Genomic DNA, 23,947 nt, shown 5'->3' with positions numbered 1-23,947 from the left:
AAAATAACAAATTCTATTTGAGAAGACGTTTCATAAGGTCATTAAAATGGTGCAGCATCATCAAAATCACTGCCCCCACCAAATCCTGCACTAAAATCATCAAAACCGGAAGATTCCTGATTCATGCTGGAACTGAATGTTTTCACATCCTCCAAACCCGGTGTGGCGAATGGGTTTAATGATTCACCTTCCAAATCGGTAAATCGGGCCAACTGATTTCGGAAACGAAGCTGTATTTCTCCGACAGCACCATTACGGTGTTTTGCAATAATAATATCAGCAATACCAATTAATGAATTTCCTTCAGCATCCTCAGTTATGCCATATCTTTCCGGACGGTGAATAAACAACACCATATCGGCATCCTGCTCAATCGCACCGGATTCACGCAAATCGGAAAGCATTGGTTTTTTTGCATCCCCAGTTCTTTGTTCAACACCACGATTCAACTGAGAAAGAGCAATTACCGGAACGTTTAATTCCTTTGCGATGATCTTTAATTGCCGTGATATTAAACTCACCTCCTGCTCACGATTGCCACGCATATCCGAACCAGCTGTCATCAACTGCAAATAGTCAATCACAATACAACTAATATCATGTTTCGCCTTTAAACGACGACATTTAGATCGCAGCTCATAAATTGACAAACCAGGTGTGTCATCCACATATATTGGAGCTTCAACCAGATCTTTAATTTTAACATGTAACTGTTCCCATTCAAAATCTTCCAAACGCCCGCTTCTCAACTTTTCAGAACCTAATTCTGTTTCGCTTGATATTAAACGTTTCACCAACTGATCACCACCCATCTCGAGTGAGAAAATAGCTATTGGTGCTTTGTGGTCAACCGCCATATTCCGGGCCATCGACAAAACAAATGCTGTTTTTCCCATTGATGGCCGAGCCGCAATAATCACTAAATCGGATTTTTGCCATCCGGATGTAATTCGATCCAATGCAGTAAAGCCGGAAGGAACACCACTTAAACCATCGGTTCGTTTCCCTGCTTCCACAATTTGGTTGATTACCTCATCAGCCAATGGACGAATATGCGAGGATTCTTTTTTGATATTTCCTTCTGCAATCTCAAAAACATCTTGCTGTGCCCTATCCAGCAAATCAGCAACATCAACACTCTCATCAAAAGCCTGAGTCTGAATTTCAGATGAAACCCGAATTAATTCGCGCTGAATAAACTTTTGAGCAATAATTCGCGCATGAAATTCGATGTGAGCAGCAGATGCAACCCTATTTGTAAGTTGGGTAATGTAAAAAGGCCCACCCACAGCATCCAAATTCCCATGTCGCTTTAACTCTTCAGTAACTGTTAGTATATCAACAGGTTCCTCGTTAATTGAAAGCGACAGTATAGCTTTGTATATTTTTTGGTGAGCATCCTTGTAAAAGGAATCAGCATTTAGAATATCCCCAACCGAAATCATCGCATCTTTTTCAAGCATTAATGCTCCCAGAACAGCTTCCTCAAGCTCTAATGCCTGCGGAGGAACTTTCCCATAATCAAGATCTACTTTATTCTTCGGTTGATTGTTATATTTATTTGCCCCAGCCATAAAATATTAAATTCTAACAGTTTACTTTTCCTTTAAAATCAGCACACTAAGCATTTTTTCAAGCTCAAAAAAAGTTCTAAAAAAAATATAGAATGCAGTGTCAAAGATAGAAAATAAAAATACTACAAATTGATTTTTTTTGCTCTTATAAATCAAGTATTTTTACCATTCAATCATAAAACTTATTACTTGTGCTTCGCTTCCCAAATGCTAAAATCAATCTCGGATTAAATATAGTTGAAAAAAGATCTGACGGATTTCACAACATAGAAACTATATTTTACCCCATTCCTCTTACAGATGGCTTGGAAATTGCAGATTCGAACAAGGAAACAATCTACAACTTCAGTTCATCAGGCATTCCAATAAAAATAGACGATAAGGATAACATTGTCTGCAAAGCATTTGACTTGCTTTACAGAAAATACAATATCCCTTCAACCAATATTCATCTGCACAAAAATATTCCATTTGGTGCAGGATTAGGAGGAGGATCATCGGATGCCGCCTTCATGATTAAGATGCTAAATGAGAAATATAAACTAGAACTTTCATTTGATGAAATGAAAAATCTGGCAGGACAACTTGGCAGCGACTGTCCTTTTTTTATTGCCAACAAACCTGTTTTCGCAGAAGGGAAAGGAGATGTTTTCTCAGAGATACTTATTGATCTTTCCGGATATCATATACTTCTGGTAAAACCGAATATCCACATCAGCACACCCGAAGCTTATTCGAGCGTTACACCTTCGCAACCCAACAAATCATTAAAAGAACTTATAACTGAGCCCATCCAAAATTGGAAAAACTTAATTTTTAATGACTTTGAAAACAGCATATTCCCAAATCATCCCAAATTAGAAAACATTAAAAATGATTTATACAACATGGGCGCAGTTTATGCTTCAATGTCGGGCAGTGGATCTTCATTATTCGGAATTTTTAAAGAAGAACCCATGTGCCCTGAAATCTGGAGTGAATATTTTTGCTGGAAAAGCAGACTGTAAAAACCTTAAAACAGAATGAGCCTGTTCGTTATGAACAGACTCATTTTTATTTCAATTCAGAAAGATTACTCAATTTCCACCATTAATAATCTGTTGGGAACCTTTTCTCCTTCAGTTACATAAACCTTGGCAATTTTACCATCAAAAGGCATTTTAATCTGATTCTTCATCTTCATAGCTTCAAGAATCATCAGGTTTTCACCTTCTTTAACTTCCTGCCCTTCTTTAACTAAAATCTCAACAATTGTACCTGGAATGAATGAATTAATATGCTTCGGATTAGGTCTAATCCAAGGCTTTCTATTCTCAAACTTTTTGGTTAGTTCTGTTGTATAAACAGTACCATCAACGTTGAATTCTTTTAAATTTCCCATATCGAATACTTTTTAGAATGGAGGAATACCGTGTTTTTTCGCAGGTCTGCTATCAACTTTATTGCTTGAAACCTCAATTGAATGCAACAACATGTTACGTGTTTCCTGTGGTTCAATAACTGTATCGATATAACCTTTGGCTGCTGCAACATAAGGATTAGCAAACTTCTCTCTGTATTCAGCTACTTTTTCTTTTCTCATAGCTTCAGGATCGGCAGCTGCCATAATCTCCTTCTTAAAGATAATGTTAGCTGCTCCATCAGGTCCCATAACAGCAATTTCAGCATTTGGCCATGCAAACATAAAATCAGCCTTCATATGGCGGGAGTTCATTGCAATATAACCTCCACCGTATGCTTTACGGATGATTACAGTAATTTTAGGTACTGTAGCTTCACTGTACGCATAAAGAATCTTAGCTCCGTGACGAATAACGCCCATATGCTCCTGATCTACACCTGGTAAATAACCCGGCATATCCTCTAGAGTAACAATTGGAATATTAAAAGCATTACAGTAACGAATAAAACGTGCCGCTTTATCTGAAGAATCACAATCCAATACACCTGCCAGCACTAATGGCTGATTAGCAACAAAACCAACAGTTTCACCATTCATTCTACCGAAACCAACTACAATGTTTCGTGCAAAATTCTCCATACTTTCGAAGAAATCAGAATCATCAACAACAGATTTGATTACGTTTCGGATATCATATGGCTGAGTAGGATCAGAAGGAACAATTTCTTCAATTTTGTATTCCGGTCTTGGTGGCTTAGGAGGAAATGCCTTAGCTTTTTTAGTATTGTTCCATGGAATGAAAGTTAACAGCTTCTTAATTTGTTCGAAGCATTCGTATTCGCTAAGAGCATAAAAATGAGCATTACCAGTGATTTCGCTATGAACTTTAGCACCACCCAGTTCTTCCATGGTGATTTCCTCACCCAAAACTGTTTTTATTACCTCAGGACCAGTAATGAACATTTTAGAAATGTTCTCTACCACAAACACAAAATCGGTAAGTGCAGGAGAATAAACAGCTCCTCCGGCACAAGGACCAAGAATTATTGACAATTGAGGAATTACTCCGGATGCAAGAGTGTTTCGGAAAAAGATTTCACCATATCCTGCCAGCGAATTAACACCTTCCTGAATACGGGCTCCCCCCGAATCATTAATACCAATCAATGGTACACGCATTTTTAATGCATGATCCATGATTTTCGTAATTTTACGTGCATGCATCAGACCCAGAGAACCTCCGGCTACGGTAAAATCCTGTGCGAAAATACACACCGGCTCACCATAAATAGTACCGGTACCAATAATAACACCATCACCGTGAAGTTCTTTCTTTTCCATACCAAAGTCGCGAGCTTCGTGCTCAACAAACATATCGTATTCATGAAAAGAATCTTCATCTAAAATAGATGTTACTCTTTCTCTGGCAGTCAATTTCCCCATCGCAACTTGCTTCTGAATGGCTTTTTCACCGCCACCTTGAAGCACTTTTTCTTTTCTCTTTCTAAGATCAAGAATGTTTCGTTTCAATGACATAATTTGTACATTTAGTTAGAAAATATATACTTTCATATATATGTTGAATTTCATCAGTTCATGAAATTCCAAGATACAACATTACTAAATTTTAGGGTAGAAAAAAACTCTACTCAACTCCACCCCATATTTAGCCACATATAAAATAAGCTCTTTAGCTTGATAATCAAATCAATTCACAAAAAACTATTTAGATTTTTTCTATTTTGGCGCGATTCGATACAAATATACCGCTATGAATGAAAAAACAATATTAGGCAACCAAACAGCAAGTATGGGATTCATACTTCCGTTTGTTGCAAATACAATAGATATCTGCATAAAAAGTATAAATGAAAAACTTAACAGTAGTCCAATTCCTAAATGCAAACCCATTCCTCCACGAATTTTGCGTGATGCAAGTGATACACCAATAAGCGTAAGAATAAAAGTCGAAAACGGATTCGCCATCCTCTTGTATTTCTCAATCTTATAAGCTTCAATATTGCTGTCACCCCGCATGGACTGTTGTTCAATGTATGCGTTCAATTGCGGTAAATTCATTGCCTCAACAATATTTTTTTTAGAGCCAAACTCTTCCGGTCCAAAATTAAAGGTTGTATCCTTCGTCCTTCCGTTTTCAAATGACTCTTTATCCCCGTCTATTCTTCGAATAAAATAATCATTTATAGTCCATTTATTTTTCTCCTTACTCCACCGAATCGATCTGGATGTCAATTTAGAGACCAGCTCCTTTCCTTCGAATTTCTCCAACGCGAACTTATATCCTGTATTACTGGCTGTTTCGTAATTAATCATGTAAATAAAAATACCCGGTTCTATTTGCCTGTGAATATTACGTTCGTTATTTCTGAATTGCTTACTGATATAGGTCGCTGTAAAATTCAGCCTTTTTTGATTGGCTGGAGGAATTATATAATTACTTAGAAGAAACGAAAATATTCCAATAATTAGTGCTGAAATAAAGTAAGGATACATCAATCTGCGAAAGCTTACCCCACTGCTTAAAATGGCAATTATTTCAGTGTCATATGCCATTTTAGAGGTAAAGTAAATTACTGCAATAAAAGTAAACAACGCACTAAAAAGATTGGCGAAATATGGAATAAAATTTAGATAATAATCGAAGATGATTGCCCTGAGAGGAGCTTCCTTATCGATGTATTCATCGATATGTTCCGAAAAATCGAAAATAACCGAAATACTTATTATCAGAACAATAGCGAAAAAGAAAGTTCCCAAAAACTTTCGGATAATGTATAAATCTAATTTTCTCAAAACCTGAATTTTAAATTCCTTATTTCCCGAAAATTGCAGAATAACAAATTTCGGAATAAAAGTATAACTTATTCTTCAATTACCAATCGAGCTGAATCTATTGTAAGCTTTTTTAACAGTTATAAACGGGCAGCTAATTTCTTAACCATGATTTCTTTCCATGATGCAAAAGTTCCTGCATTAATATGCTCTCTTGCTTCGCGTACCAGCCATAAATAAAAAGCCAGATTGTGAATACTGCAAATTTGAGAACCCAACAACTCCCCCGAATGAATCAAATGCCGAACGTAAGCTTTTGAATAGGCCTGATCCACATATGATGTTCCATTAGGATCTATTGGTGAAAAATCATCATGCCATTTCTTGTTTTTAATATTGATAATTCCTTCACTTGTGAAAATCATACCATTTCTTCCATTTCTGGTAGGCATTACACAATCAAACATATCAACACCTCTCGAAATGGCTTCCAATATATTAACAGGAGTTCCAACCCCCATCAAATATCTCGGTTTATCTTTAGGCAGAATCTGATTAACAACCTCTATCATCGAATACATATCTTCCACCGGCTCACCAACTGCCAAACCGCCAATTGCATACCCTTCCCGATTTAAAGATGCTGCATGTTCAGCTGCTTTAATCCGCAAATCGTTGTAAACACAACCTTGTATTATCGGAAATAAAGTTTGCGAATAACCATATTTTGATTCTGTTTCATCAAATCTTTTCACACAACGCTCTAACCATCTTTGAGTAAGCTCAAGTGAAGTTTTTGCATACTCATAAGTAGATGTTCCGGGAGGACATTCATCAAATGCCATAATAATATCAGCACCAATGGTTCTTTGGATATCCATCACATTTTCCGGAGTAAAGAAATGCTTCGAGCCATCAATGTGTGAACGAAACATTGCACCTTCCTCTGATAACTTCCTGTTTTCAGCCAAAGAAAACACCTGAAATCCACCGCTATCTGTTAAAATAGGCCGATCCCAACCATTAAACTTATGCAAGCCACCCGCCTTCTCCAACACATCCAAACCAGGACGCAAATACAAATGATAGGTATTACCTAAAATAATTTCGGCATTAATATCATCTCTTAACTCTCTCTGATGTACACCTTTTACAGAACCAAGTGTTCCTACCGGCATAAAAATGGGCGTTTGAATTTTCCCATGATCCGTGGTTAACTCCCCTGTCCTCGCCGAAGACTTAGTATCTGTATTCAGTAATTTAAAATCCATATGACCTATTTATATTTACTTACAATCAGGTATCTCAACCAATTCGTAAAAAAATCAGGCAGCAAAGATACTAATTAATCTTATTTCTGAATCACTTACCTTGTCCGAAGGTAAACTGATGATTCCTAAAGCAAGAATATCAGACACATAGACAAGTCGTCTTTGCTAACATAAATCAATCTGCATATCAAAATTTTTTTATCGATAAGAATCTCTTATTTTTGAGGCACAAAAACATGCCTAAATTTGGAAACAATAATTACTCTACCGACTTCTTTTAATCAATGGGCTATTCTCATTGTTCTCTTGGTTGCTTTTTGCGTACAGATGTTATATCAACTTCGTTACATCCAATTATTCAAAAAAGAGAAAAAAACCAATCACAACATAAAAACAGAACCTGTTTCTATTGTTATATGCGTGAAAAATGAGGGATGTTATTTACAAGAAAACCTTTCACTATTCCTGGAACAGGAGTATCCCGACTTTGAGTTAATTTTGGTTAATGATGGTAGTGAAGATGAAACCGAAACAATAATTAAAGAGTTTCAAAAAAGATACCCTCATCTTCGCTCTACAAAAATACCTTTGGATGATAAATTTCAACACAACAAAAAGCTGGCATTAAGTATCGGGATTAAAGCCGCTAAGAATGAAAAAATAATTTTCACCAATATCCACAGTAAACCCTCAAGCAGCAAATGGTTGCAGGAATTCGTAAACTCATGGGACAAAGGAGTACACATAGGCTATGCTAATTTTGAGAACAAAAAGGGCTTTTTTTATAATTTTCTGAAATTCGATTTACTCTCAAAAAATATCAAAAGTGCAGGTTTTGCTTCTTCAGGAAACGCTCATTCCGGAAATGGTGATAATTTGGGATACAAAAAATCCGATTTCTTTGCAAACAAAGGTTTTGTAAAGCATTCCCACTTTGAGGCCGGATATGATCACCTAATGGTTTTTCAACTTGCTAAACTTTCCGGAGCATCCGTATGTCTTCAACCCGAAGCCAAAATTAACCTGTCTTCAATTTGTGCTTTTGACCAATGGATCAGAATCAACAGGCATTATTACAAATGCCGAAAATACCTTCCCTTCAAAATTCGTTTACTTACTGACTTAGAACCAATAAGCAAAATGATCTTTTATAGTATCAGTATTTACGCGTTACTCTTTACACACTTATACTTTTTCGTCGCAATTATATATTTAACAAAAATAATACTGATTGGAACCTTATTTAAAATAAGTACCAGGCATTTGAAGGAAGAAAATTTATTTTTATCTTCGTACTTATATGAGATTTTTGTGTTATTTTCAAAAATATATTTTTTGTCTACAAATTTCATTCTCAGTAAAAGCAACCAATGGAAATAAATCCTAACCTCTCGGAAAAAGCTCAATACGACTACAGGCTTGTTTTATCTGCTATTAATGGTACTCAAAAAGCATATGAGGAGCTTTTCAAAAGATACAAAGACGCGATCTTCTTCATGTTGCTAAAAATGGTGAACAACAAAAATGATGCAGAAGATTTAACGTTTGAAGCATTTGGAAAAGCATTTAGAAACATCAAACAGTATTCTCCAAAATATGCATTCAGCACCTGGCTGTTTAAAATTGCGTCCAATAACTGTATTGATTTTCTCCGAAAAAAGAAAGGCAATACTATTTCTATTGATGGGAAAGATGACTCTGAAAACGAGAGAAGTATATCCCTGGAATCCAACACACTAAATCCGGAACAAGAGTTTATTAGGGATCAGAAAGCCCGAATAATGCGCAACGAGGTAGGTCGTTTAAAAGAACGCTACCGAAGGTTAATAGAACTGCGCTATTTTGAAGAATTTTCCTATGAGGAAATTGCGAAAGAATTAAATCTGCCTATTGGCACTGTAAAAGCACAATTATTTAGAGCGCGGGAATTACTTTTTAACACTCTAAAAGATACTGAGATAAAGATTGATAAGAAAAAAAACTAAAGAGAATCCGCACTTCTTTTTCATTCGCATCTTCAAAATTTAGTCTATATTTGCCAAGTTTAAATTTACATTTGGCATGGAAATCATCAAAAAATACTTTCCCGATTTAACTGAAGAACAGGAACAAAAATTCTTCAGATTAAAAGAATTATATACTTTTTGGAATGAGCAAATTAATGTTATTTCCAGAAAAGATATGGATTCACTCTATGAACATCACGTTTTACATTCTTTAGCAATAGCCAAGGTGATTCAATTTACTCCCGGCACAAAAATAATGGATGTTGGAACAGGTGGTGGTTTTCCAGGAATTCCGCTGGCTATTTTATTTCCTGAATGCAGTTTTTATTTAATCGACTCGATCGGGAAAAAAATAAAAGTTGTAACTGAAGTTGCGAATGCACTAAAGCTGAACAACGTAAAGGCCGAACACATTCGCGTACAACAGGTTAAAGATAAATTTGACTTTATTGTAAGCAGAGCTGTTACGGCATTTCCAAAATTTGTAAACATGGTTCTTAAAAATAGTAAGGGGAAAGATCAAAATAGTTTACCCAATGGAATAATTTATTTAAAGGGTGGTGATTTTGAGGGTGAAATCTCCGAATATGGAAGCAGAATCAGTGTTTACGAGTGCTCAAATTATTTCTCGGAAGAGTTCTTTGAGACAAAAAAAGTAGTACATCTTGATATTTAGTGAAAATAAAAGGGCTGATCTTTTTGTTAGATTAAAAAAAACCCTATTTTTGCAATCCGAAATCAACGCATATAATAACTTTATTCGATAAAAATTTTTCGCGATGAAAAGAACATTTCAACCTTCAAATAGAAAGAGAAGAAACAAGCACGGATTCAGAGAGAGAATGGCTTCAGTAAACGGTAGAGCTGTATTATCTCGTAGAAGAGCCAAAGGCAGAAAAAAACTATCTGTTTCTAGTGAACACAAACACAAGGCTTAATTTTTAAATTAAGTTGACGATATACAGAAAGTAAAGGATTTTATATTCTTTACTTTTTTGTATTTTATAGAATAGACAATATTCTATTATTGATGAAGATGGAGTTCCGAGGGAGCTCTTTTTTTATGGATTAATCTCAAATCAAATAATTAGTTCTGGTTTGCTCCATTTTTTTCTATAATCTAAAAAATCTCTGCTATTTTTGTAGAAAGCAAAAGAAAAGTAATTCAAGCAATATTTTCTTTTGCAGGTAGTTGTTTATAAAGAATACTAAAGCCCCTAATGAGGATGAAATCAGTAAATTTCTTTAAGAGTAAGCTATTTCTAATACAGATTGGAATCGCTTTATTAATTACAATAGTTCTAATTTGGATCACTCTAATTAGTTTAAGATGGTACACCCATCACGGAGAAGAACTTGAAGTTCCGGATTTATATGGTATGAGTATTGAAGAAGCCGGAAATAAACTGGAAACTGAGCAATTGGTTTTCTCTATCTACGATTCCATATACAACCCAAAATTTGCTCCGGGCACGGTTCTTGACCAAAGACCTTTAGCTGGTGCGGTTGTAAAAAGAAAGAGAAGTTTATTCTTAACCATTAATGCCAACAAACCTGAACAGGTTCGTTTCCCTAATTTGGTCGATAATTCATTCCGGCAAGCCTATGAATTATTAATAACCAATGGTTTTCAGATTGGAAAACTAGAATATGCCGAAAATCAATTTTTTAACCTTGTGTTATTTCCAAAATACAGCGGCGATACAATATTTGCCGGCAGTATGATTGATAAAGGCGCAAGCATAGACTTAGTTCTGGGAAAAGGGGATAACAATGGAACTATTGCTCCAAATTTAATTGGGAAAACAAAATCTCAGGCAAAAGAAAAAATCATTCTATCCAATATGAATTTGGGAAGAATACAATTCGATCAATCAATTACCAACCATTTTGATTCTATTCAATCCAAAGTTTGGAAACAATATCCTTCTTTTGATAATGATCAAAGGATTCAACCTGGTTCTAAAATTGATATCTGGCTAACACGGGATTCGGTAAAACTACAACGCGCTGATTCTCTGATGCAACTAAGTTTAAGCAACTTGCTTTACTAAAACAACTTAAAAAATGACTGAAAAAGAACCATTAGATAATTTCAATGTTGACGAAGATCTGGATGCAAACCAGGAACAATTCGAACATTTTCGTTTTGAGGCCGATCCTGGACAAAATCCTCTTAGAATAGACAAATTTTTAGTTGACCGAATGTTAAACTCATCGAGAAATAAAATTCAAGATGCTGCTGACAATGGAAACATTTTGGTAAACGGTGTACCTGTTAAGAGTAACTACAAGGTAAAACCAAAGGATGTAATCACCGTTGTGTTGAGTTATCCGCCAAGAGAAATTGAAATTATTCCTCAGGATATTCCTTTAAATATTGTTTATGAAGATGATGCTTTTTTAATCATTAATAAAGAGCCGGGAATGGTTGTACATCCTTCCTACGGGCACTATTCGGGAACATTGGTTAATGCTTTGGCTTTTCATTTGCAAAACCTCCCTTTATTTAATGCAAAAGATCCTCGCCCGGGGTTGGTACATCGTATTGATAAAAACACATCCGGGATATTGGTAATTGCCAAAACCGAAGATGCTAAAACCAAACTGGGATTGCAGTTTTTTAATAAAACCAGTGACCGTAAATACAGAGCATTGGTTTGGGGAAATCTTGAAAACGACGAAGGAACAATAACCGGTCATGTTGGAAGAAATCTTAAAAACAGAAAAGTTATGGATGTTTTCCCTGATGGTGAACATGGAAAGCATGCTGTAACCCATTACAGAGTTTTGGAAAGACTTGGCTATGTAAATTTGGTAGAATGTATTTTAGAAACCGGAAGAACACATCAAATCCGTGCCCACTTCAAAAGTATTGGTCATCCCCTATTCAACGATGCTGAATACGGAGGAGATGATATCAGAAAAGGAACCACCTTTACCAAGTACAAACAATTTGTTCAGAACTGTTTTAAAATTTGTCCGCGCCAAGCCTTACATGCTAAAACATTAGGCTTCAATCATCCGGTAACCGGAGAATATATCTCATTTGATTCGGAAATTCCTGATGACATGGCCACTTTAATCCAGAAATGGAGAGATTACACCTCTAACAGACCTATAGAGGAAGAAGAAGAACAATAAAACCATAGATACCCAATGAAAAGAACAATCGCTGTAATTGCAGGTGGAGATTCTGCTGAATTTGAAATCTCCCTGCAAACTTCAAATCATATTTTCTCATGTCTGGATGCTGAGAAATACACTCCTTACTTAGTAATACTAAAAGGAACAGATTGGAACGTAAAAATCGACGATCGATATTATCCGATCGATAAAAATGATTTTAGTTTTAGCACTGAAGAAGGTAAGGTAAAGTTTGATTTCGCGTATATTGGAATTCATGGAACTCCCGGTGAAAATGGAATTTTGCAGGGATATTTAAAATTACTTGCTGTTCCCCATTCAACCTGCGATGTTTTTAGCAGTTCGCTTAGTTTTAATAAGCATGCTTGTAATTCCTATTTAAAATCGTTGGGCTTTAAGGTTGCCAAGTCGATTCTTCTTAAAATAGACCAAAACTATTCGACCCAAGCAATAAATGAAAATCTGGGCATGCCTTGTTTTGTGAAACCAAATGCAGATGGTTCTAGCTTTGGCATTTCGAAAGTTAAGAAAGTTGATGAGCTGGATGAAGCCATTGCCAAAGCTTTTGGTGAAGGAAAAGAAGTTATCATCGAAGAATTTATAGACGGATTGGAATTCACCTGTGGTTTAGTCAAGACAAAAAAGGAATCCCTTGTATTTCCAGTAACAGAGGTATTGCCTAAAAAGGAATTCTTCGATTACGAAGCCAAATACGATCCCACAATGGCTGATGAAATTACGCCAGCGAGAATTTCAGAAGAGCTAACTCTTCAAATACAAAATTTATCTTCGGACATTTATGACGCTTTAAAGTGCAAAGGGATTGTTCGGGTTGATTATATGCTTCGAAAAGATGAAATTTTCGTTTTAGAAGCGAATACTATTCCGGGAATGACAGCAACTAGTTTTATACCCCAACAAGTTGCCGCCATGAATATAGATTTAAAAGATATTTTGAGTATGGTGATTGAAAATGAATTTTAAATTAATTTAAATATCTGAATTACTGATAATTACAATATTTAGTTAAATGAAGAGAAAACTGTCCTTTTTTCATTTTTTTTTCATTTTTTCCCGTCTCAAGGAAAGACTTGCAGCAAAAGGGAAAGAGTCATTTTTATGAAAATCAATCAGACAAAATTTAAACTCTAAGCTCTTACTAACCAAAACTTTTTCAAAACCCTAACGTAAACACACATAGATTTAATGAATTTATTCAATTCATTATTTTCATAGTTAAATTTTAGGGTTAGTAATAGAACAAAAAGGAGGCCGGGGCAGCCTCCTTTTTTGTGCCCTAAATTTCGATCTTGTTTATAAAAAAATCCGATGAAAATTAACTCACCGGATTTTAAAATATTTATCTGATATTACTTAGTCAACATCGATATGTTCTTCCAAATAAGCTTCTAATGGTGCACATGTACACATTAGGTTCCTATCGCCAAAAGCATCATCAACACGAGCAACTGAAGGCCAAAATTTATTATCAGCAACCCAACTTAATGGATAAGCTGCTTTTTGACGATTGTATGTATGATTCCACTCATCAGCAGTTAATACCCTATGTGTATGTGGTGCATTTTTCAATACATTGTCAGAAACATCAGCAACACCATCTTCAATCTCTTTCATTTCTTCATTAATTTTGGCCAATGCTTCAATGAAACGATCCATCTCTTCCAATGGCTCACTTTCGGTTGGTTCAACCATTAATGTACCATGAACAGGGAAAGATAATGTTGGAGCATGAAACCCATAATCCATCAATCGCTTAGCGATATCCGTATCGGTAATTCCTACAGATTTATTGAACTCACGGCAGTCAAAAATCATCTCGTGACCAACGCGCCCTTTTGCTCCCTTATATAAAATTTTGAAACCTAATTTCTCAAAAGAGGAAGCTAGGTAATTGGCATTCAAAATTGCCATTTTTGTAACTTGCTCCAAGCCTTCAGCGCCTAACATGGCAATGTATCCATAGGTAATTGGCAATACACTTGCAGATCCAAACGGAGCTGCTGCCACTGCAGTAATTGCATTTTCGCCACCGGTTTTCACAAATTTGTGAGAAGGCAAGAATTGCACCAAATGTTCAGCCACAGCTATTGGACCAACACCAGGTCCGCCGCCACCATGAGGAATTGCAAATGTTTTATGAAGATTCAAATGACAAACATCGGCACCAATTGTACCCGGATTTGTTAAACCAACCTGAGCATTCATATTCGCTCCATCCATGTAAACCTGTCCTCCGTTTTCATGAATCAGATTCATCATCGCCTTAATACCTGTTTCGAACACACCATGTGTAGATGGATAGGTGATCATGTATGCACACAAATCATCTTTATGCTTTTCTGCTTTCGCTTTTAAGTCCTCAAATTCTACGTTTCCGTTTTCATCGCAGTTTACAATCACAACTTTCATTCCTGACATTGTAACCGAAGCAGGATTTGTTCCGTGTGCTGATGAAGGAATTAAAACCACATTTCGATGGCCTTCACCTCTTGATATATGATATTCGCGAATCACCATTAATCCTGTATACTCCCCGGCAGCACCAGAATTTGGCTGTAAAGTACAACCTGCAAATCCGGTAATAACCGAAAGCCATTTTTCAAGATCTTCAATAATTTCCTTGTAACCAAGAGCTTGATCAACAGGAACGAATGGATGAATTCCACCAATCTCCGGCCAGCTAATTGGCAGCATTTCCACTGCTGCATTCAGCTTCATTGTACACGATCCCAAAGAAATCATAGATGTATTCAGTCCAATATCTTTCTTTTCCAAACTTTTAATGTAACGCATCAAAGCGGTTTCGGAACGGTAACGTTTAAATACATCCAGAGTTAGAAATTCACTTGTTCTTGCATATTTTGAATCGAATGAAATTTTATCTTCAATACCCTCCACAACAACTTCATTTTTACCTGCTGCTTTTGAGAAAATGGTAAGAACAGCACTTAATTCCTCTGCGCTAATTTTCTCGTCAATTGAAATACCAATTGTGGTATCGTTAATGTAATAGAAATTGAATTCGGCCTGCAATGCAGCTTTGCGAATTTCCTCAACAGAAACCCCGGCAGGAATCACAACCTGCAAAGTATCAAAGAAGTTGTCAACAGTTTGTTGATAACCCAAGGATTTTAATCCTTCGGAAAGAATGCCTGCAGCAGAATGAATGTGCATTGCAATTCTCTTCAAACCTTCCTGACCGTGATAAACACCATAAAAACCAGCCATTGTAGCCAACAAGGCTTGCGCTGTACAGATATTAGAGGTTGCTTTTTCACGTTTAATATGCTGTTCGCGGGTTTGCAAAGCCAAACGCAAAGCATTGTTTCCCTGAGCATCCTTGGTTACACCAATAATACGTCCGGGAATGCTTCTTTTGTAAGCTTCGCGGCAAGCCATATATGCTGCATGAGGTCCGCCATATCCCATTGGAACACCAAAACGTTGAGATGTACCTACAACAATATCAGCACCCCACTCACCTGGAGGAGTTAGCAACGCCAAACTCATTAAATCAGCAGATACAGCAACCAATGCTTCAGCCTGATGAGCACACTCAACAAAAGCTGCATAATCTTGAATACTACCGTTTGAAGCCGGATATTGAACTATGGCTCCAAAAACCTGATCAGTAAATTCAAATGTATTGAAATCACCAACAACAAGCTCTATTCCCAGAGGAGTTGCACGAGTAGTTAAGACGTCAAGAGTATGAGCAAAAACATTCTTATCAACAAAAAACTGATTTGCATCAGCCTTTTTCTTGGCGCGGGAACGTAGAGCCTGCATCATATACATTGACTCTCCCACGGCAGTTGCTTCATCTAAAAGAGAGCTATTAGCCAGTTCCATTTTGGTTAAATCCAAAATCATAGTCTGGAAGTTCAATAAAGCTTCCAATCTACCCTGTGATACTTCTGCCTGATAAGGTGTATAAGGGGTATACCATCCTGGATTTTCCAATACATTTCGCTGAATAGCGGCCGGAGTAATGGTATCGTAATACCCTTGTCCTATGAATGTTCGGAATACTTTGTTTTTAGCAGCAATTCCTTTAATCTTCGAAAAATATTCGTATTCTGATAATGCTTTTGGAAGGTCTAATGCTTTTTCCAAACGAATATCTGAAGGGATTGTTTCATCAATCAGGGCTTCCAGAGAAGGAGCACCAACAGTTTCCAACATTGTTTTAATATCGCCATTACGAGGTCCAATGTGACGGGAAACAAACTTTTCAGTTGCCATATTGTTGTTTAAATTAGGTGTTGTTTATAAAATATTTGTGTCCGTAAAAGTAGTAAAAGATTTAAATTTACGAGGAGGTTGAACCCTGAATTTAATCACAGTTATCCAACATTCTCATATCCAACAACAATTCATCTTAACAAATTGTTTTATAGAACGATACAAACATGATTTTTATCACATTTACAACCTGTTCCGAAGTCTGTTTTGGATACAAAAAAACCCCATATTAAAATGGGGTTTAGAATATTTTAATTGATTTAACTCAATCCTTTTAAAAACAAATTCTTAGATCTCTCGTGTCCGATAGAAGTTGCCGGCCCGTGCCCGGGATAAACACAAACTTCATCATCAAGGATCAAAAGTTTGGTTTTGATTCCTTCAATTAATTGCTCGTAATTTCCGTATGGTAAATCTGTTCGCCCAATACTTTCGCGGAATAAGACATCACCTGCAATTAAAAATTTTTGTTCCTCATTGTAAAACACCACATGACCAGGTGAATGTCCGGGAACATGAATCACTTTCAACTCCGAATTTCCAAATTTAATAATGTCACCTTCCTTAATCAGCTTACCAATAGGAGGTGGCTCCACCACATTTTCCAATCCTAATCGAACTCCGTAATTAGGAGCTTCAGCCAACAAAAATTCATCATCTTTATGAGCTTCGGTAAGTAATCCAAACTGATCCTTCATAAATTGATTGCCCAAAACATGATCGATATGCAAATGTGTATTCAACTGTTTTACCAGTTTCAGCCCTTTCTTTTCAACAAAATCAATCAGCTTTCTGCCTTCGTCTTTAAAAAAAACACCACAGTCAATCAAGACTGCCTCCCCTGTTTCATCATGCAATATGTATGTGTTTTCCTGCCAGTGATTAAACACCAATGTTTCTATCGTAATCATATTCGAATATTTTTAAGTAGCCCAAATTTACATTTAATCATTAATTTAAAAAATCCTGATGAAAGGAAAATTTAAAAGTCGTTTATAATTATTTATTTCAACACTTTACAAATGAAAAACAACTCACACATTCTGATTTTTCAAGCTAAAAGTTTCCAAAACATGATAAACGGGTCCATCTTTCGTAAGTAAACTTTCCATGAGTACAAACTTATCGATAAGAAGCTCATTATCTTCCCATTCTTTCCATTTCAGCAGGCATTTCTTTACCTTTTCAGAATCCTTAACTCCTCCTTTAATCCTGCCAATAGTAAGATGAGGTGTATATTTATAATCCTCGGACACTTTACTTTTTTCAAGGTGAATTCGAATTTTCTCCTGCAGTTGATATAAGCCTGAAGTTGAATTAATGCCAGCCCATAAAATTCTTGGGTGCTCTATTGAAGGAAAAGCGCCGAGCGATTTTAAATTCAACCTAAAAACATCAAAATCAGCTCCAATCATCTTCAATTTATCAGTAATCACGGCAATTTCCTCAATATCGGTCTCTCCCAGAAAAAGAAGCGTAATATGAAGTCCGTTTTTATCGACCCATTTTATTCTTTCTTCATCTAAATCAACTCCAACTTGTCGAAAAACTTCATTAATTTGATGTGTATTATCTATCTTTATTGCAACAAATATACGTTTCGTCTTCATTCTTATAATTTGTATTTATAAAAATGGAATTAGTTCAGGCTAATTCCGCAATGAAATATAAAGAACAGATATTCGTTTATTTAAAACAAACATCATAAACCGTAAAATTAAAAGTTTCTAAAAATGAATTCAAAGAAAAAATTTGCAGTTGTTCTAGCAGGATCAGGTGTCTATGATGGTTCTGAAATTCATGAAGCAACCTTAGCCTTATATTCTATTTCAAAAAACGGAGGAAGCTATCAGATTTTTGCTCCAAACGTCAATCAATACCATGTAATTAACCATATTACTGGTGAAGAAATGTCCGAAACAAGAAATGTATTGGTCGAGGCTGCTCGAATTGCACGGGGAAATATCAAAGATCTAAAAGAATTTTCAGCCGATGAGTTTGATACTATTCTTTTTCCCGGCGGATTTGGCGTAGCAAAAAATTTATGCACATTTGCTTTCGCAGGTGCCGAATGTGAGGTAAATCCTGATGTTGCATCGGCTATAAAGGCAATGCACAAAGCAAAAAAGCCAATCGGTGCCTTATGCATCTCTCCTGCCCTTATTGCAAAAGTTCTGGGAGATGTAGAAGTTACCATTGGCGAAGACGAAGGAACTGCTGAAGCAATTTCTAAAATGGGGGCAACTCATGTTACAACAACTCACGGTGAAATTGTATTTGATAAAGAGAATAAAATTGTGACAACTCCTTGCTATATGCTTGATGCAACAATTGCTCAAATTGGTGATGGCGCAGACAATGTAGTGAAAACAATTATGGCATTATAAATAAACTATCAGCTGTTGGCTTTTGGTTGCCTGCCATAAGCCAACATCATAATTCCTTCTATGAAAAACCGAAACACCAAAGATGCAGCCGAAAATCACATCTATCCTTTTATCATTTCTAATTTACTCCTCTTTGCTGCTATTTTCTTCTCCCTTAATTCTGCATATGAAGCAGCAATTCTTCTGTATAGCATGGCTCTGAATCTATTTGTCAACTGGCTGATTTTTTATTCCTCTCAAAAAAAGAAATTGGTTCATTTTTCTGAGTACTACAACAACATAATTATAGGGATATTTTGCATTGCCTCCTTTTTACCTGTTTTTTTCCTGATACTGCCTGTACTTCTTTTTCCTGAAATCTCCAGCTTTATTTTACTTATCTCAAGCCTGTTAATTTCTTTCCTGCTCAAAAAAATCATCATTGAAAAATATAAATGGGAAAGAAAGGCTGAGCAATACATGAACCTGTACAGAATGAATATCGAAGAAAAAAAAGAACAAGCCTTTGAAGAATTAAAGAAGTTTATTGAGGAATCGGGGCACAATAAGTTTGCTGACTACTTAGAGAAAAACCAGATGTTTGATCGCAGAATGGAGGAATATTTAAGCACTAAACGTTAAGGAAAGCTACATTTTAAAGGCTTCTTCGCCTTCTTTTATTCTATTTAAATGACAGAATAACAATTTCCCGGTTTTTTCATCACGCAAATGCATACCGTTCCCTTCGCAATATTTAAACGAACTGCAATCGGAACATTCGCCTGTCTTCATCCAAATTCTATCTCTGTAGATAGAATATTCATTCTCCCAGATTGTCTTAAAGCTATTTTGATAGATATTTCCCTGCGAAAAGTTATCCCGAAGATTTGGACATGCCGAGATGGAACCGTCTATCAGAACAGAGGCTACATTAATACCCGCCCGGCAGAAAAACAAGTTGTCTCGAACTTCGCCTTCGTAATTTCCCAAAAAACCCTCGCAACCGTAGTTCAATTTGATATCGCCTTTTTTTCTTTCCCTGGCAATAAAATCGAACAAACTTTTAAATTGTACCGGATTCAATTGCAATTCGCTATTTTCCTTTGCCCTCCCTATTGGGAAAACCGTGAATAGCCGCCATTCTTTAACCCCTTTGGATAAAAGCAGCTCCTTGATCTGGTCTAACTCATTAAAATTCTTTTGATTCACACAGGTAACTACATCAAATTTTAGATCTTCCGTTTCGGCCAAAAGCCCAACAGCATTTACTGCATTTTCAAAACTTTTTGGATTTCCTCTCAACCAATTGTGCGAATTCTCCAATCCATCCAAACTAATGGTAACGGCACGTAAACCCGCTCTCAAAAGAGATTGCAATCTTTTGGAAGTAAGATGAAATCCATTGGAAACCATTCCCCATGGAAATCCCCTCTCATACAATTGTTTTCCACAAATTTCCAAATCAGTTCGCACCAACGGTTCTCCACCTGTTAAAACAATCATGGTTTTATTTGGCTCTACAATGCCGGATACATCATCAATAGCACCAATAAAATCGGAAATGGGCATATCTTTTACCAAGGCTTCTTTTTTACAATCGCTGCCGCAATGCAAACAATTCAAATTGCAGCGCAAGGTACATTCCCAAAATATATAATTGAGCTGATGCAGCTTTTTTGCATTGTCCCGGTATTTTCTAAAAAGTTCAAGAGCTATTTTTTTGCGTAACGAGAGTTTCGAATTCATTATTTGTCCTCTGATAGTTCAATATTTACTTCCTTTTTCGTTTCCCCAAAATCCCAAGATCCTGTACTGTTTTCAAACTGAGGATCCTTAAACTCTACAATACTGTCTTTTAAAAGGTAACTGCCATTATCACTGCCATCAATATCTTCGTACCGAACTGTGAAATTTTGATCCTGAGGAAATTCAACAACCTGTATGGCGTATTCTCCCTTTTCATCCGTATAAGTAGAATCGTACTGCATTTTCACTTTAATATTAGGTATCGCCACCTTACTTTCAGAAGTAACTGTTCCGTAAATTTTAAAGGTTGCATGAGGAGTTCCATACTCAACAGGACTCTCTCCACCACCATCGCATCCGGTAAAAGAAATTGTACCACCTATGCCCATAATGGATAAAAGAACGGCAATTAATTTGTTGTACTTCTTCAATACTTTTTTTCTCATAACATTAAGCTTTAATTATCTGATGCAGAACCATACAAAAGGTTGCTTCCAATTCACGAAACCATGAGTATTAACTGCGAAGAATCGCCATTCTATTGGCCCTTCGTTTCTGTGAGGCTCCCTTCGCATAAAGCAGGCCTTCCTTCGTGCCTGTGACCCGCCCTTCGGAAGAATTATCCAAATCTTCGCACCTGTGACCCGCCCTTCGCAAAAGTGAGTCGCCCTTCGGCCCTGTGACCCTCCCTTCGCAAAAGTAAGCGCTCTTCCCGGGGGTTTCAGAAGGTTTTTAATTTTAATTGATTCTCCTCACAGGCAATTTTCCCGGAGGCAGCAATTCGCCGCGTTTCATTCTGTCGAGTATTTCTTCAATCATCCAATCGTTGCCAAAAGGATCGTATTCTGCTTTTAGCGATGAACCAAACATCACAGCCACCGATTGCCAAAATATTGCTGTAAACGATCCTTTCAACTCTTTTAAATGATTGTAGCTGGTGTTTCCGGTTTCCCGATCGATTAATTTCATCAACAATTTGCCTTGCGAAATTTTGAGTTTCATCAGAGGTTTTTTGTAATCTTTCATCAAGCCTTTGTATTCTTTTCGGATGAGTTTACGGCGTTCTTTTTTGTTGTCAATTCCTTCTAAATCTTTGGTAAGCTTCCCGATGGTTTCATTGGCTGCCTCGGCATAAGGATAAACGATACGAATATTTCGAACCATCCGCCAGTACTGCCGGGTATTTTGATAGTGTTTTCTTCTCTTTTTTTTGTAACGCAAAATTTTAACCTCGTCGAGATTTACATGCAAATTGGTATCGAGGAAAACGACAGTGTCTTGTTGTGAAAATGAGCGAATACTGCACAACTCCTTTGCTGATGCCGAACCTGCAAAAGTAAACAAAATTACGACGCCTATTTTAAACCATCCTGCCATATCCATAATTCCTATTCAAAGATAATCTTTCCTATCTTTAAGTGTATTCTCAAGCAATAACTAATCCATAAAAATCCCTGTAAAATGAAAAAGTCTTTTCTCTTCTGCTTACTATCACTCTTCGCATTGGCAATATTTTCTCAAGACCGGGTTACCGGACTTAATTTTGCAACAAGATCTGAAGTTATCGCACAAAACGGGATGGCCTGCACCAGTCAGCCACTAGCCACTCAAGTTGCACTCAATATACTAAAAGCCGGAGGAAATGCAATTGATGCCGCGATTGCAGCCAATGCCACTTTAGGACTAATGGAGCCTACCGGAAATGGAATTGGCGGCGATATTTTCATCATTTTGTGGGATGCAAAAACTAAAAAACTATATGGTTTAAATGGAAGTGGACGTTCCCCAAAATCGCTAAGTCTGGAATATTTCAAGGAAAATAACTACTCTGCTATCCCATCATTTGGAGCCTTGCCCGTTTCTGTTCCCGGTTGTGTTGATGGATGGTTTACCATGCATAACAAGTTTGGGAAAATGGATATGGAACAAATTCTAAATCCAGCAATTCAATATGCCAAAAATGGATTTCCGGTAAGCGAACTTATTGCTTACTATATGAATGCCAGTGCCAATCGATTAATGAAATACAAAGGATTTTCGGAAACATACATGCCAAATGGAAAAATGCCTAAAAAGGGTGACATCTTCAAGAACCCATATTTAGCGAATACCTTGGAGAAAATAGCAAAAGGCGGCCGCGATGCATTCTACAAAGGTGATATTGCCAAAACCATTGCAAAATATATGAAAGAGCAGGGTGGTTTTCTTTCTTACGATGATTTGGCCTCACACAAATCGGAATGGGTTGATCCCGTATCTATAAATTACCGGGGATATGATATTTGGGAACTACCACCCAACGGACAAGGCACAGCGGCTCTTCAAATGCTAAATATTCTCGAAGAATATAACATCGCACAAATGGGATTTGGAAGCAGTGATTACCTGCACACTTTTATTGAAGCTAAAAAACTGGCCTTCGAGGATAGAGCAAAGTACTACTGCGACCCTGACTTTTCGAAAATTCCACTAAAAAAATTGATTTCGAAAGAATATGCATTGGAGAGAAAAGCTTTAATTGATCCCAACAAATCAGCCAAAAGCTATCCTGCCGGTGAACTGGAACAGGGCAATACCATTTACCTGACTGTGGCCGATAAAGAGGGCAACATGGTTTCATTAATACAAAGCAACTACCGGGGCATGGGATCAGGAATGACGCCTGATGGTTTGGGTTTTGTGTTACAGGACAGAGGTGAATTATTCAGTCTGGAAGAAGGACATGCCAATGTGTACGAACCCGGGAAACGTCCGTTTCATACAATTATCCCGGCTTTCATTACCAAAGATGGCAAACCATACGTCAGTTTTGGTTTAATGGGCGGTGCCATGCAACCACAAGGTCATGCTCAAATTGTTGTTAATTTAATTGATTTTAAGATGAACTTGCAAGAGGCCGGCGATGCAGCAAGAATTCGTCATGATGGTTCGTCACAGCCAACCGGAGGGAAAATGACCGATGGTGGATGGGTAAATTTAGAATCGGAAATTCCTTACCAAAGTATTCGTGAGTTAATGGAAAAAGGACACAAAATAAAATATGACATGGGCGGATATGGTGGCTATCAGGCTATTCTATTTGATGCCGAAAGAGCTGTGTATTTTGGAGCCTCGGAATCGAGAAAAGATGGGCAGGCTGCCGGATATTGAATTGGGAATAAGAATAAGCCTATTTATTAATTTCACTATATCAGTTGCTTAAAAGCAACTGATATAGATATTTGCCTTTAGCTTTATCCTACTGCTTCAATCATTTTAATTCATTGCTTAAAAACAATTGCAATAGATGTTCAGTTTTGCTCATTACATCAGTAAATATTTTGTGTTTTTTATCTATTGCAGTTTGGCTTTAGCCAACTGAATTTAAAATATTCCT

At 36.7% G+C, this 23,947-nt stretch carries 22 protein-coding genes; 11 read left to right on the top strand and 11 right to left on the bottom strand.

The features are described from left to right. Positions 1-41: 41 nt before the first annotated feature. Positions 42-1,574, bottom strand: coding sequence for a replicative DNA helicase (gene dnaB / locus ACY0M5_RS05855; RefSeq protein ID WP_101311113.1), 1,533 nt, complete (start codon positions 1,572-1,574; stop codon positions 42-44). 191 nt (positions 1,575-1,765) lie between these two features. On the opposite strand from dnaB, the gene ispE reads away from it, so the two are divergent. Next, positions 1,766-2,581 (top strand): 4-(cytidine 5'-diphospho)-2-C-methyl-D-erythritol kinase, encoded by an 816-nt coding sequence (gene ispE / locus ACY0M5_RS05850; RefSeq protein ID WP_461631101.1) that lies wholly within the window; start codon positions 1,766-1,768, stop codon positions 2,579-2,581. Between the two features lie 65 nt (positions 2,582-2,646). Here the strand turns inward: ispE and ACY0M5_RS05845 are convergent, their stop codons facing one another. The 4 genes from ACY0M5_RS05845 to tgt all read right to left on the bottom strand — a co-directional run bounded on the left by ACY0M5_RS05845 (position 2,647) and on the right by tgt (position 7,040). Further along, positions 2,647-2,955, bottom strand: a complete 309-nt coding sequence (locus tag ACY0M5_RS05845) for a biotin/lipoyl-containing protein (RefSeq protein ID WP_124993240.1) — start codon at positions 2,953-2,955, stop codon at positions 2,647-2,649. 12 nt (positions 2,956-2,967) lie between these two features. Then, complete coding sequence (locus tag ACY0M5_RS05840; protein WP_101311116.1) at positions 2,968-4,512, bottom strand: acyl-CoA carboxylase subunit beta; 1,545 nt, start codon at positions 4,510-4,512, stop codon at positions 2,968-2,970. Between the two features lie 201 nt (positions 4,513-4,713). Then, positions 4,714-5,790 (bottom strand): LptF/LptG family permease, encoded by a 1,077-nt coding sequence (locus ACY0M5_RS05835; protein ID WP_461631100.1) that lies wholly within the window; start codon positions 5,788-5,790, stop codon positions 4,714-4,716. Positions 5,791-5,909: 119 nt separating this feature from the next. Further along, positions 5,910-7,040: a tRNA guanosine(34) transglycosylase Tgt gene (gene tgt, locus ACY0M5_RS05830; RefSeq protein ID WP_124993242.1), complete on the bottom strand. Its 1,131-nt coding sequence runs from the start codon at positions 7,038-7,040 to the stop codon at positions 5,910-5,912. A gap of 246 nt (positions 7,041-7,286) precedes the next feature. Here tgt and ACY0M5_RS05825 point away from each other — a divergent pair, with 246 nt between their 5' ends. From ACY0M5_RS05825 to ACY0M5_RS05795, 7 genes are all read left to right on the top strand, one after another. Beyond that, a complete protein-coding gene (locus ACY0M5_RS05825; protein ID WP_124993243.1) occupies positions 7,287-8,420 on the top strand; it encodes a glycosyltransferase in 1,134 nt (377 codons plus the stop codon). Next, positions 8,411-9,025, top strand: coding sequence for an RNA polymerase sigma factor (locus tag ACY0M5_RS05820; protein ID WP_124993244.1), 615 nt, complete (start codon positions 8,411-8,413; stop codon positions 9,023-9,025). The genes ACY0M5_RS05825 and ACY0M5_RS05820 overlap by 10 nt, the downstream gene beginning before the upstream one ends. Positions 9,026-9,101: 76 nt before the next feature. Next, the gene (gene rsmG, locus ACY0M5_RS05815) at positions 9,102-9,722 is read left to right on the top strand and encodes a 16S rRNA (guanine(527)-N(7))-methyltransferase RsmG (RefSeq protein ID WP_461631099.1); all 621 of its coding nucleotides are present in this window, start codon (positions 9,102-9,104) and stop codon (positions 9,720-9,722) included. A gap of 103 nt (positions 9,723-9,825) precedes the next feature. Further along, entirely contained in the window at positions 9,826-9,984 is a 159-nt protein-coding gene (gene rpmH, locus ACY0M5_RS05810) for a 50S ribosomal protein L34 (RefSeq protein ID WP_124993247.1), read from the top strand. A 288-nt stretch (positions 9,985-10,272) separates the two neighbouring features. After that, positions 10,273-11,100 carry a PASTA domain-containing protein gene (locus ACY0M5_RS05805; protein WP_461631098.1) on the top strand — a complete coding sequence of 276 codons (828 nt, stop codon included), beginning with the start codon at positions 10,273-10,275 and terminating at the stop codon, positions 11,098-11,100. 13 nt (positions 11,101-11,113) lie between these two features. After that, positions 11,114-12,190 carry an RluA family pseudouridine synthase gene (locus tag ACY0M5_RS05800; protein ID WP_124993250.1) on the top strand — a complete coding sequence of 359 codons (1,077 nt, stop codon included), beginning with the start codon at positions 11,114-11,116 and terminating at the stop codon, positions 12,188-12,190. A 15-nt stretch (positions 12,191-12,205) separates the two neighbouring features. Next, positions 12,206-13,177: a D-alanine--D-alanine ligase gene (locus tag ACY0M5_RS05795; protein WP_461631097.1), complete on the top strand. Its 972-nt coding sequence runs from the start codon at positions 12,206-12,208 to the stop codon at positions 13,175-13,177. A 390-nt stretch (positions 13,178-13,567) separates the two neighbouring features. Here the strand turns inward: ACY0M5_RS05795 and gcvP are convergent, their stop codons facing one another. The 3 genes from gcvP to thpR all read right to left on the bottom strand — a co-directional run bounded on the left by gcvP (position 13,568) and on the right by thpR (position 18,069). Further along, entirely contained in the window at positions 13,568-16,459 is a 2,892-nt protein-coding gene (gene gcvP, locus ACY0M5_RS05790; RefSeq protein ID WP_461631096.1) for an aminomethyl-transferring glycine dehydrogenase, read from the bottom strand. A 260-nt stretch (positions 16,460-16,719) separates the two neighbouring features. Further along, positions 16,720-17,370: an MBL fold metallo-hydrolase gene (locus ACY0M5_RS05785; protein WP_461631095.1), complete on the bottom strand. Its 651-nt coding sequence runs from the start codon at positions 17,368-17,370 to the stop codon at positions 16,720-16,722. Positions 17,371-17,493: 123 nt separating this feature from the next. Beyond that, the gene (gene thpR, locus ACY0M5_RS05780) at positions 17,494-18,069 is read right to left on the bottom strand and encodes an RNA 2',3'-cyclic phosphodiesterase (protein ID WP_461631094.1); all 576 of its coding nucleotides are present in this window, start codon (positions 18,067-18,069) and stop codon (positions 17,494-17,496) included. A gap of 123 nt (positions 18,070-18,192) precedes the next feature. On the opposite strand from thpR, the gene elbB reads away from it, so the two are divergent. Continuing rightward, positions 18,193-18,846 (top strand): isoprenoid biosynthesis glyoxalase ElbB, encoded by a 654-nt coding sequence (gene elbB / locus ACY0M5_RS05775; RefSeq protein WP_461631093.1) that lies wholly within the window; start codon positions 18,193-18,195, stop codon positions 18,844-18,846. A 60-nt stretch (positions 18,847-18,906) separates the two neighbouring features. Further along, the gene (locus ACY0M5_RS05770) at positions 18,907-19,467 is read left to right on the top strand and encodes a hypothetical protein (RefSeq protein ID WP_461631092.1); all 561 of its coding nucleotides are present in this window, start codon (positions 18,907-18,909) and stop codon (positions 19,465-19,467) included. 6 nt (positions 19,468-19,473) lie between these two features. Here the strand turns inward: ACY0M5_RS05770 and ACY0M5_RS05765 are convergent, their stop codons facing one another. The 3 genes from ACY0M5_RS05765 to ACY0M5_RS05755 all read right to left on the bottom strand — a co-directional run bounded on the left by ACY0M5_RS05765 (position 19,474) and on the right by ACY0M5_RS05755 (position 21,954). Next, positions 19,474-20,571 carry a TIGR04133 family radical SAM/SPASM protein gene (locus ACY0M5_RS05765; protein WP_461631091.1) on the bottom strand — a complete coding sequence of 366 codons (1,098 nt, stop codon included), beginning with the start codon at positions 20,569-20,571 and terminating at the stop codon, positions 19,474-19,476. Beyond that, on the bottom strand, positions 20,571-21,017 hold the full coding sequence (locus tag ACY0M5_RS05760; RefSeq protein WP_461631090.1) for a radical SAM-associated putative lipoprotein: 447 nt from the start codon (positions 21,015-21,017) through the stop codon (positions 20,571-20,573). Before ACY0M5_RS05760 ends, ACY0M5_RS05765 begins: the two co-directional genes overlap by 1 nt. A 292-nt stretch (positions 21,018-21,309) precedes the next feature. Further along, positions 21,310-21,954, bottom strand: a complete 645-nt coding sequence (locus tag ACY0M5_RS05755) for a DUF4294 domain-containing protein (protein ID WP_461631089.1) — start codon at positions 21,952-21,954, stop codon at positions 21,310-21,312. 78 nt (positions 21,955-22,032) lie between these two features. Between ACY0M5_RS05755 and ggt the strand changes: the two genes are divergently transcribed. Continuing rightward, a complete protein-coding gene (ggt, locus tag ACY0M5_RS05750) occupies positions 22,033-23,721 on the top strand; it encodes a gamma-glutamyltransferase (RefSeq protein ID WP_461631088.1) in 1,689 nt (562 codons plus the stop codon). Positions 23,722-23,947: the final 226 nt, after the last annotated feature.

Origin of the sequence: Labilibaculum euxinicum (genome assembly GCF_963678175.1) — a bacterium.
Taxonomy (GTDB): Bacteria; Bacteroidota; Bacteroidia; order Bacteroidales; family Marinifilaceae; genus Labilibaculum; species Labilibaculum euxinus.
This window is presented reverse-complemented; position numbering and strand designations above follow the sequence as displayed.

Bases quoted from the DNA above. Each gene is read 5' to 3' on its own strand.
- rsmG (WP_461631099.1), top strand. From the start codon at position 9,102: ATGGAAATCATCAAAAAATACTTTCCCGATTTAACTGAAGAACAGGAA.
- gcvP (WP_461631096.1), bottom strand. From the start codon at position 16,459: ATGGCAACTGAAAAGTTTGTTTCCCGTCACATTGGACCTCGTAATGGC.
- ggt (WP_461631088.1), top strand. From the start codon at position 22,033: ATGAAAAAGTCTTTTCTCTTCTGCTTACTATCACTCTTCGCATTGGCA.
- ACY0M5_RS05785 (WP_461631095.1), bottom strand. From the start codon at position 17,370: ATGATTACGATAGAAACATTGGTGTTTAATCACTGGCAGGAAAACACA.
- ACY0M5_RS05845 (WP_124993240.1), bottom strand. From the start codon at position 2,955: ATGGGAAATTTAAAAGAATTCAACGTTGATGGTACTGTTTATACAACA.
- ACY0M5_RS05760 (WP_461631090.1), bottom strand. From the start codon at position 21,017: ATGAGAAAAAAAGTATTGAAGAAGTACAACAAATTAATTGCCGTTCTT.
- elbB (WP_461631093.1), top strand. From the start codon at position 18,193: ATGAATTCAAAGAAAAAATTTGCAGTTGTTCTAGCAGGATCAGGTGTC.
- ACY0M5_RS05795 (WP_461631097.1), top strand. From the start codon at position 12,206: ATGAAAAGAACAATCGCTGTAATTGCAGGTGGAGATTCTGCTGAATTT.
- dnaB (WP_101311113.1), bottom strand. From the start codon at position 1,574: ATGGCTGGGGCAAATAAATATAACAATCAACCGAAGAATAAAGTAGAT.
- ACY0M5_RS05765 (WP_461631091.1), bottom strand. From the start codon at position 20,571: ATGAATTCGAAACTCTCGTTACGCAAAAAAATAGCTCTTGAACTTTTT.
- ACY0M5_RS05820 (WP_124993244.1), top strand. From the start codon at position 8,411: ATGGAAATAAATCCTAACCTCTCGGAAAAAGCTCAATACGACTACAGG.
- thpR (WP_461631094.1), bottom strand. From the start codon at position 18,069: ATGAAGACGAAACGTATATTTGTTGCAATAAAGATAGATAATACACAT.
- ACY0M5_RS05840 (WP_101311116.1), bottom strand. From the start codon at position 4,512: ATGTCATTGAAACGAAACATTCTTGATCTTAGAAAGAGAAAAGAAAAA.
- tgt (WP_124993242.1), bottom strand. From the start codon at position 7,040: ATGGATTTTAAATTACTGAATACAGATACTAAGTCTTCGGCGAGGACA.
- ACY0M5_RS05805 (WP_461631098.1), top strand. From the start codon at position 10,273: ATGAAATCAGTAAATTTCTTTAAGAGTAAGCTATTTCTAATACAGATT.
- ACY0M5_RS05755 (WP_461631089.1), bottom strand. From the start codon at position 21,954: ATGGATATGGCAGGATGGTTTAAAATAGGCGTCGTAATTTTGTTTACT.
- ACY0M5_RS05800 (WP_124993250.1), top strand. From the start codon at position 11,114: ATGACTGAAAAAGAACCATTAGATAATTTCAATGTTGACGAAGATCTG.
- ACY0M5_RS05770 (WP_461631092.1), top strand. From the start codon at position 18,907: ATGAAAAACCGAAACACCAAAGATGCAGCCGAAAATCACATCTATCCT.
- rpmH (WP_124993247.1), top strand. From the start codon at position 9,826: ATGAAAAGAACATTTCAACCTTCAAATAGAAAGAGAAGAAACAAGCAC.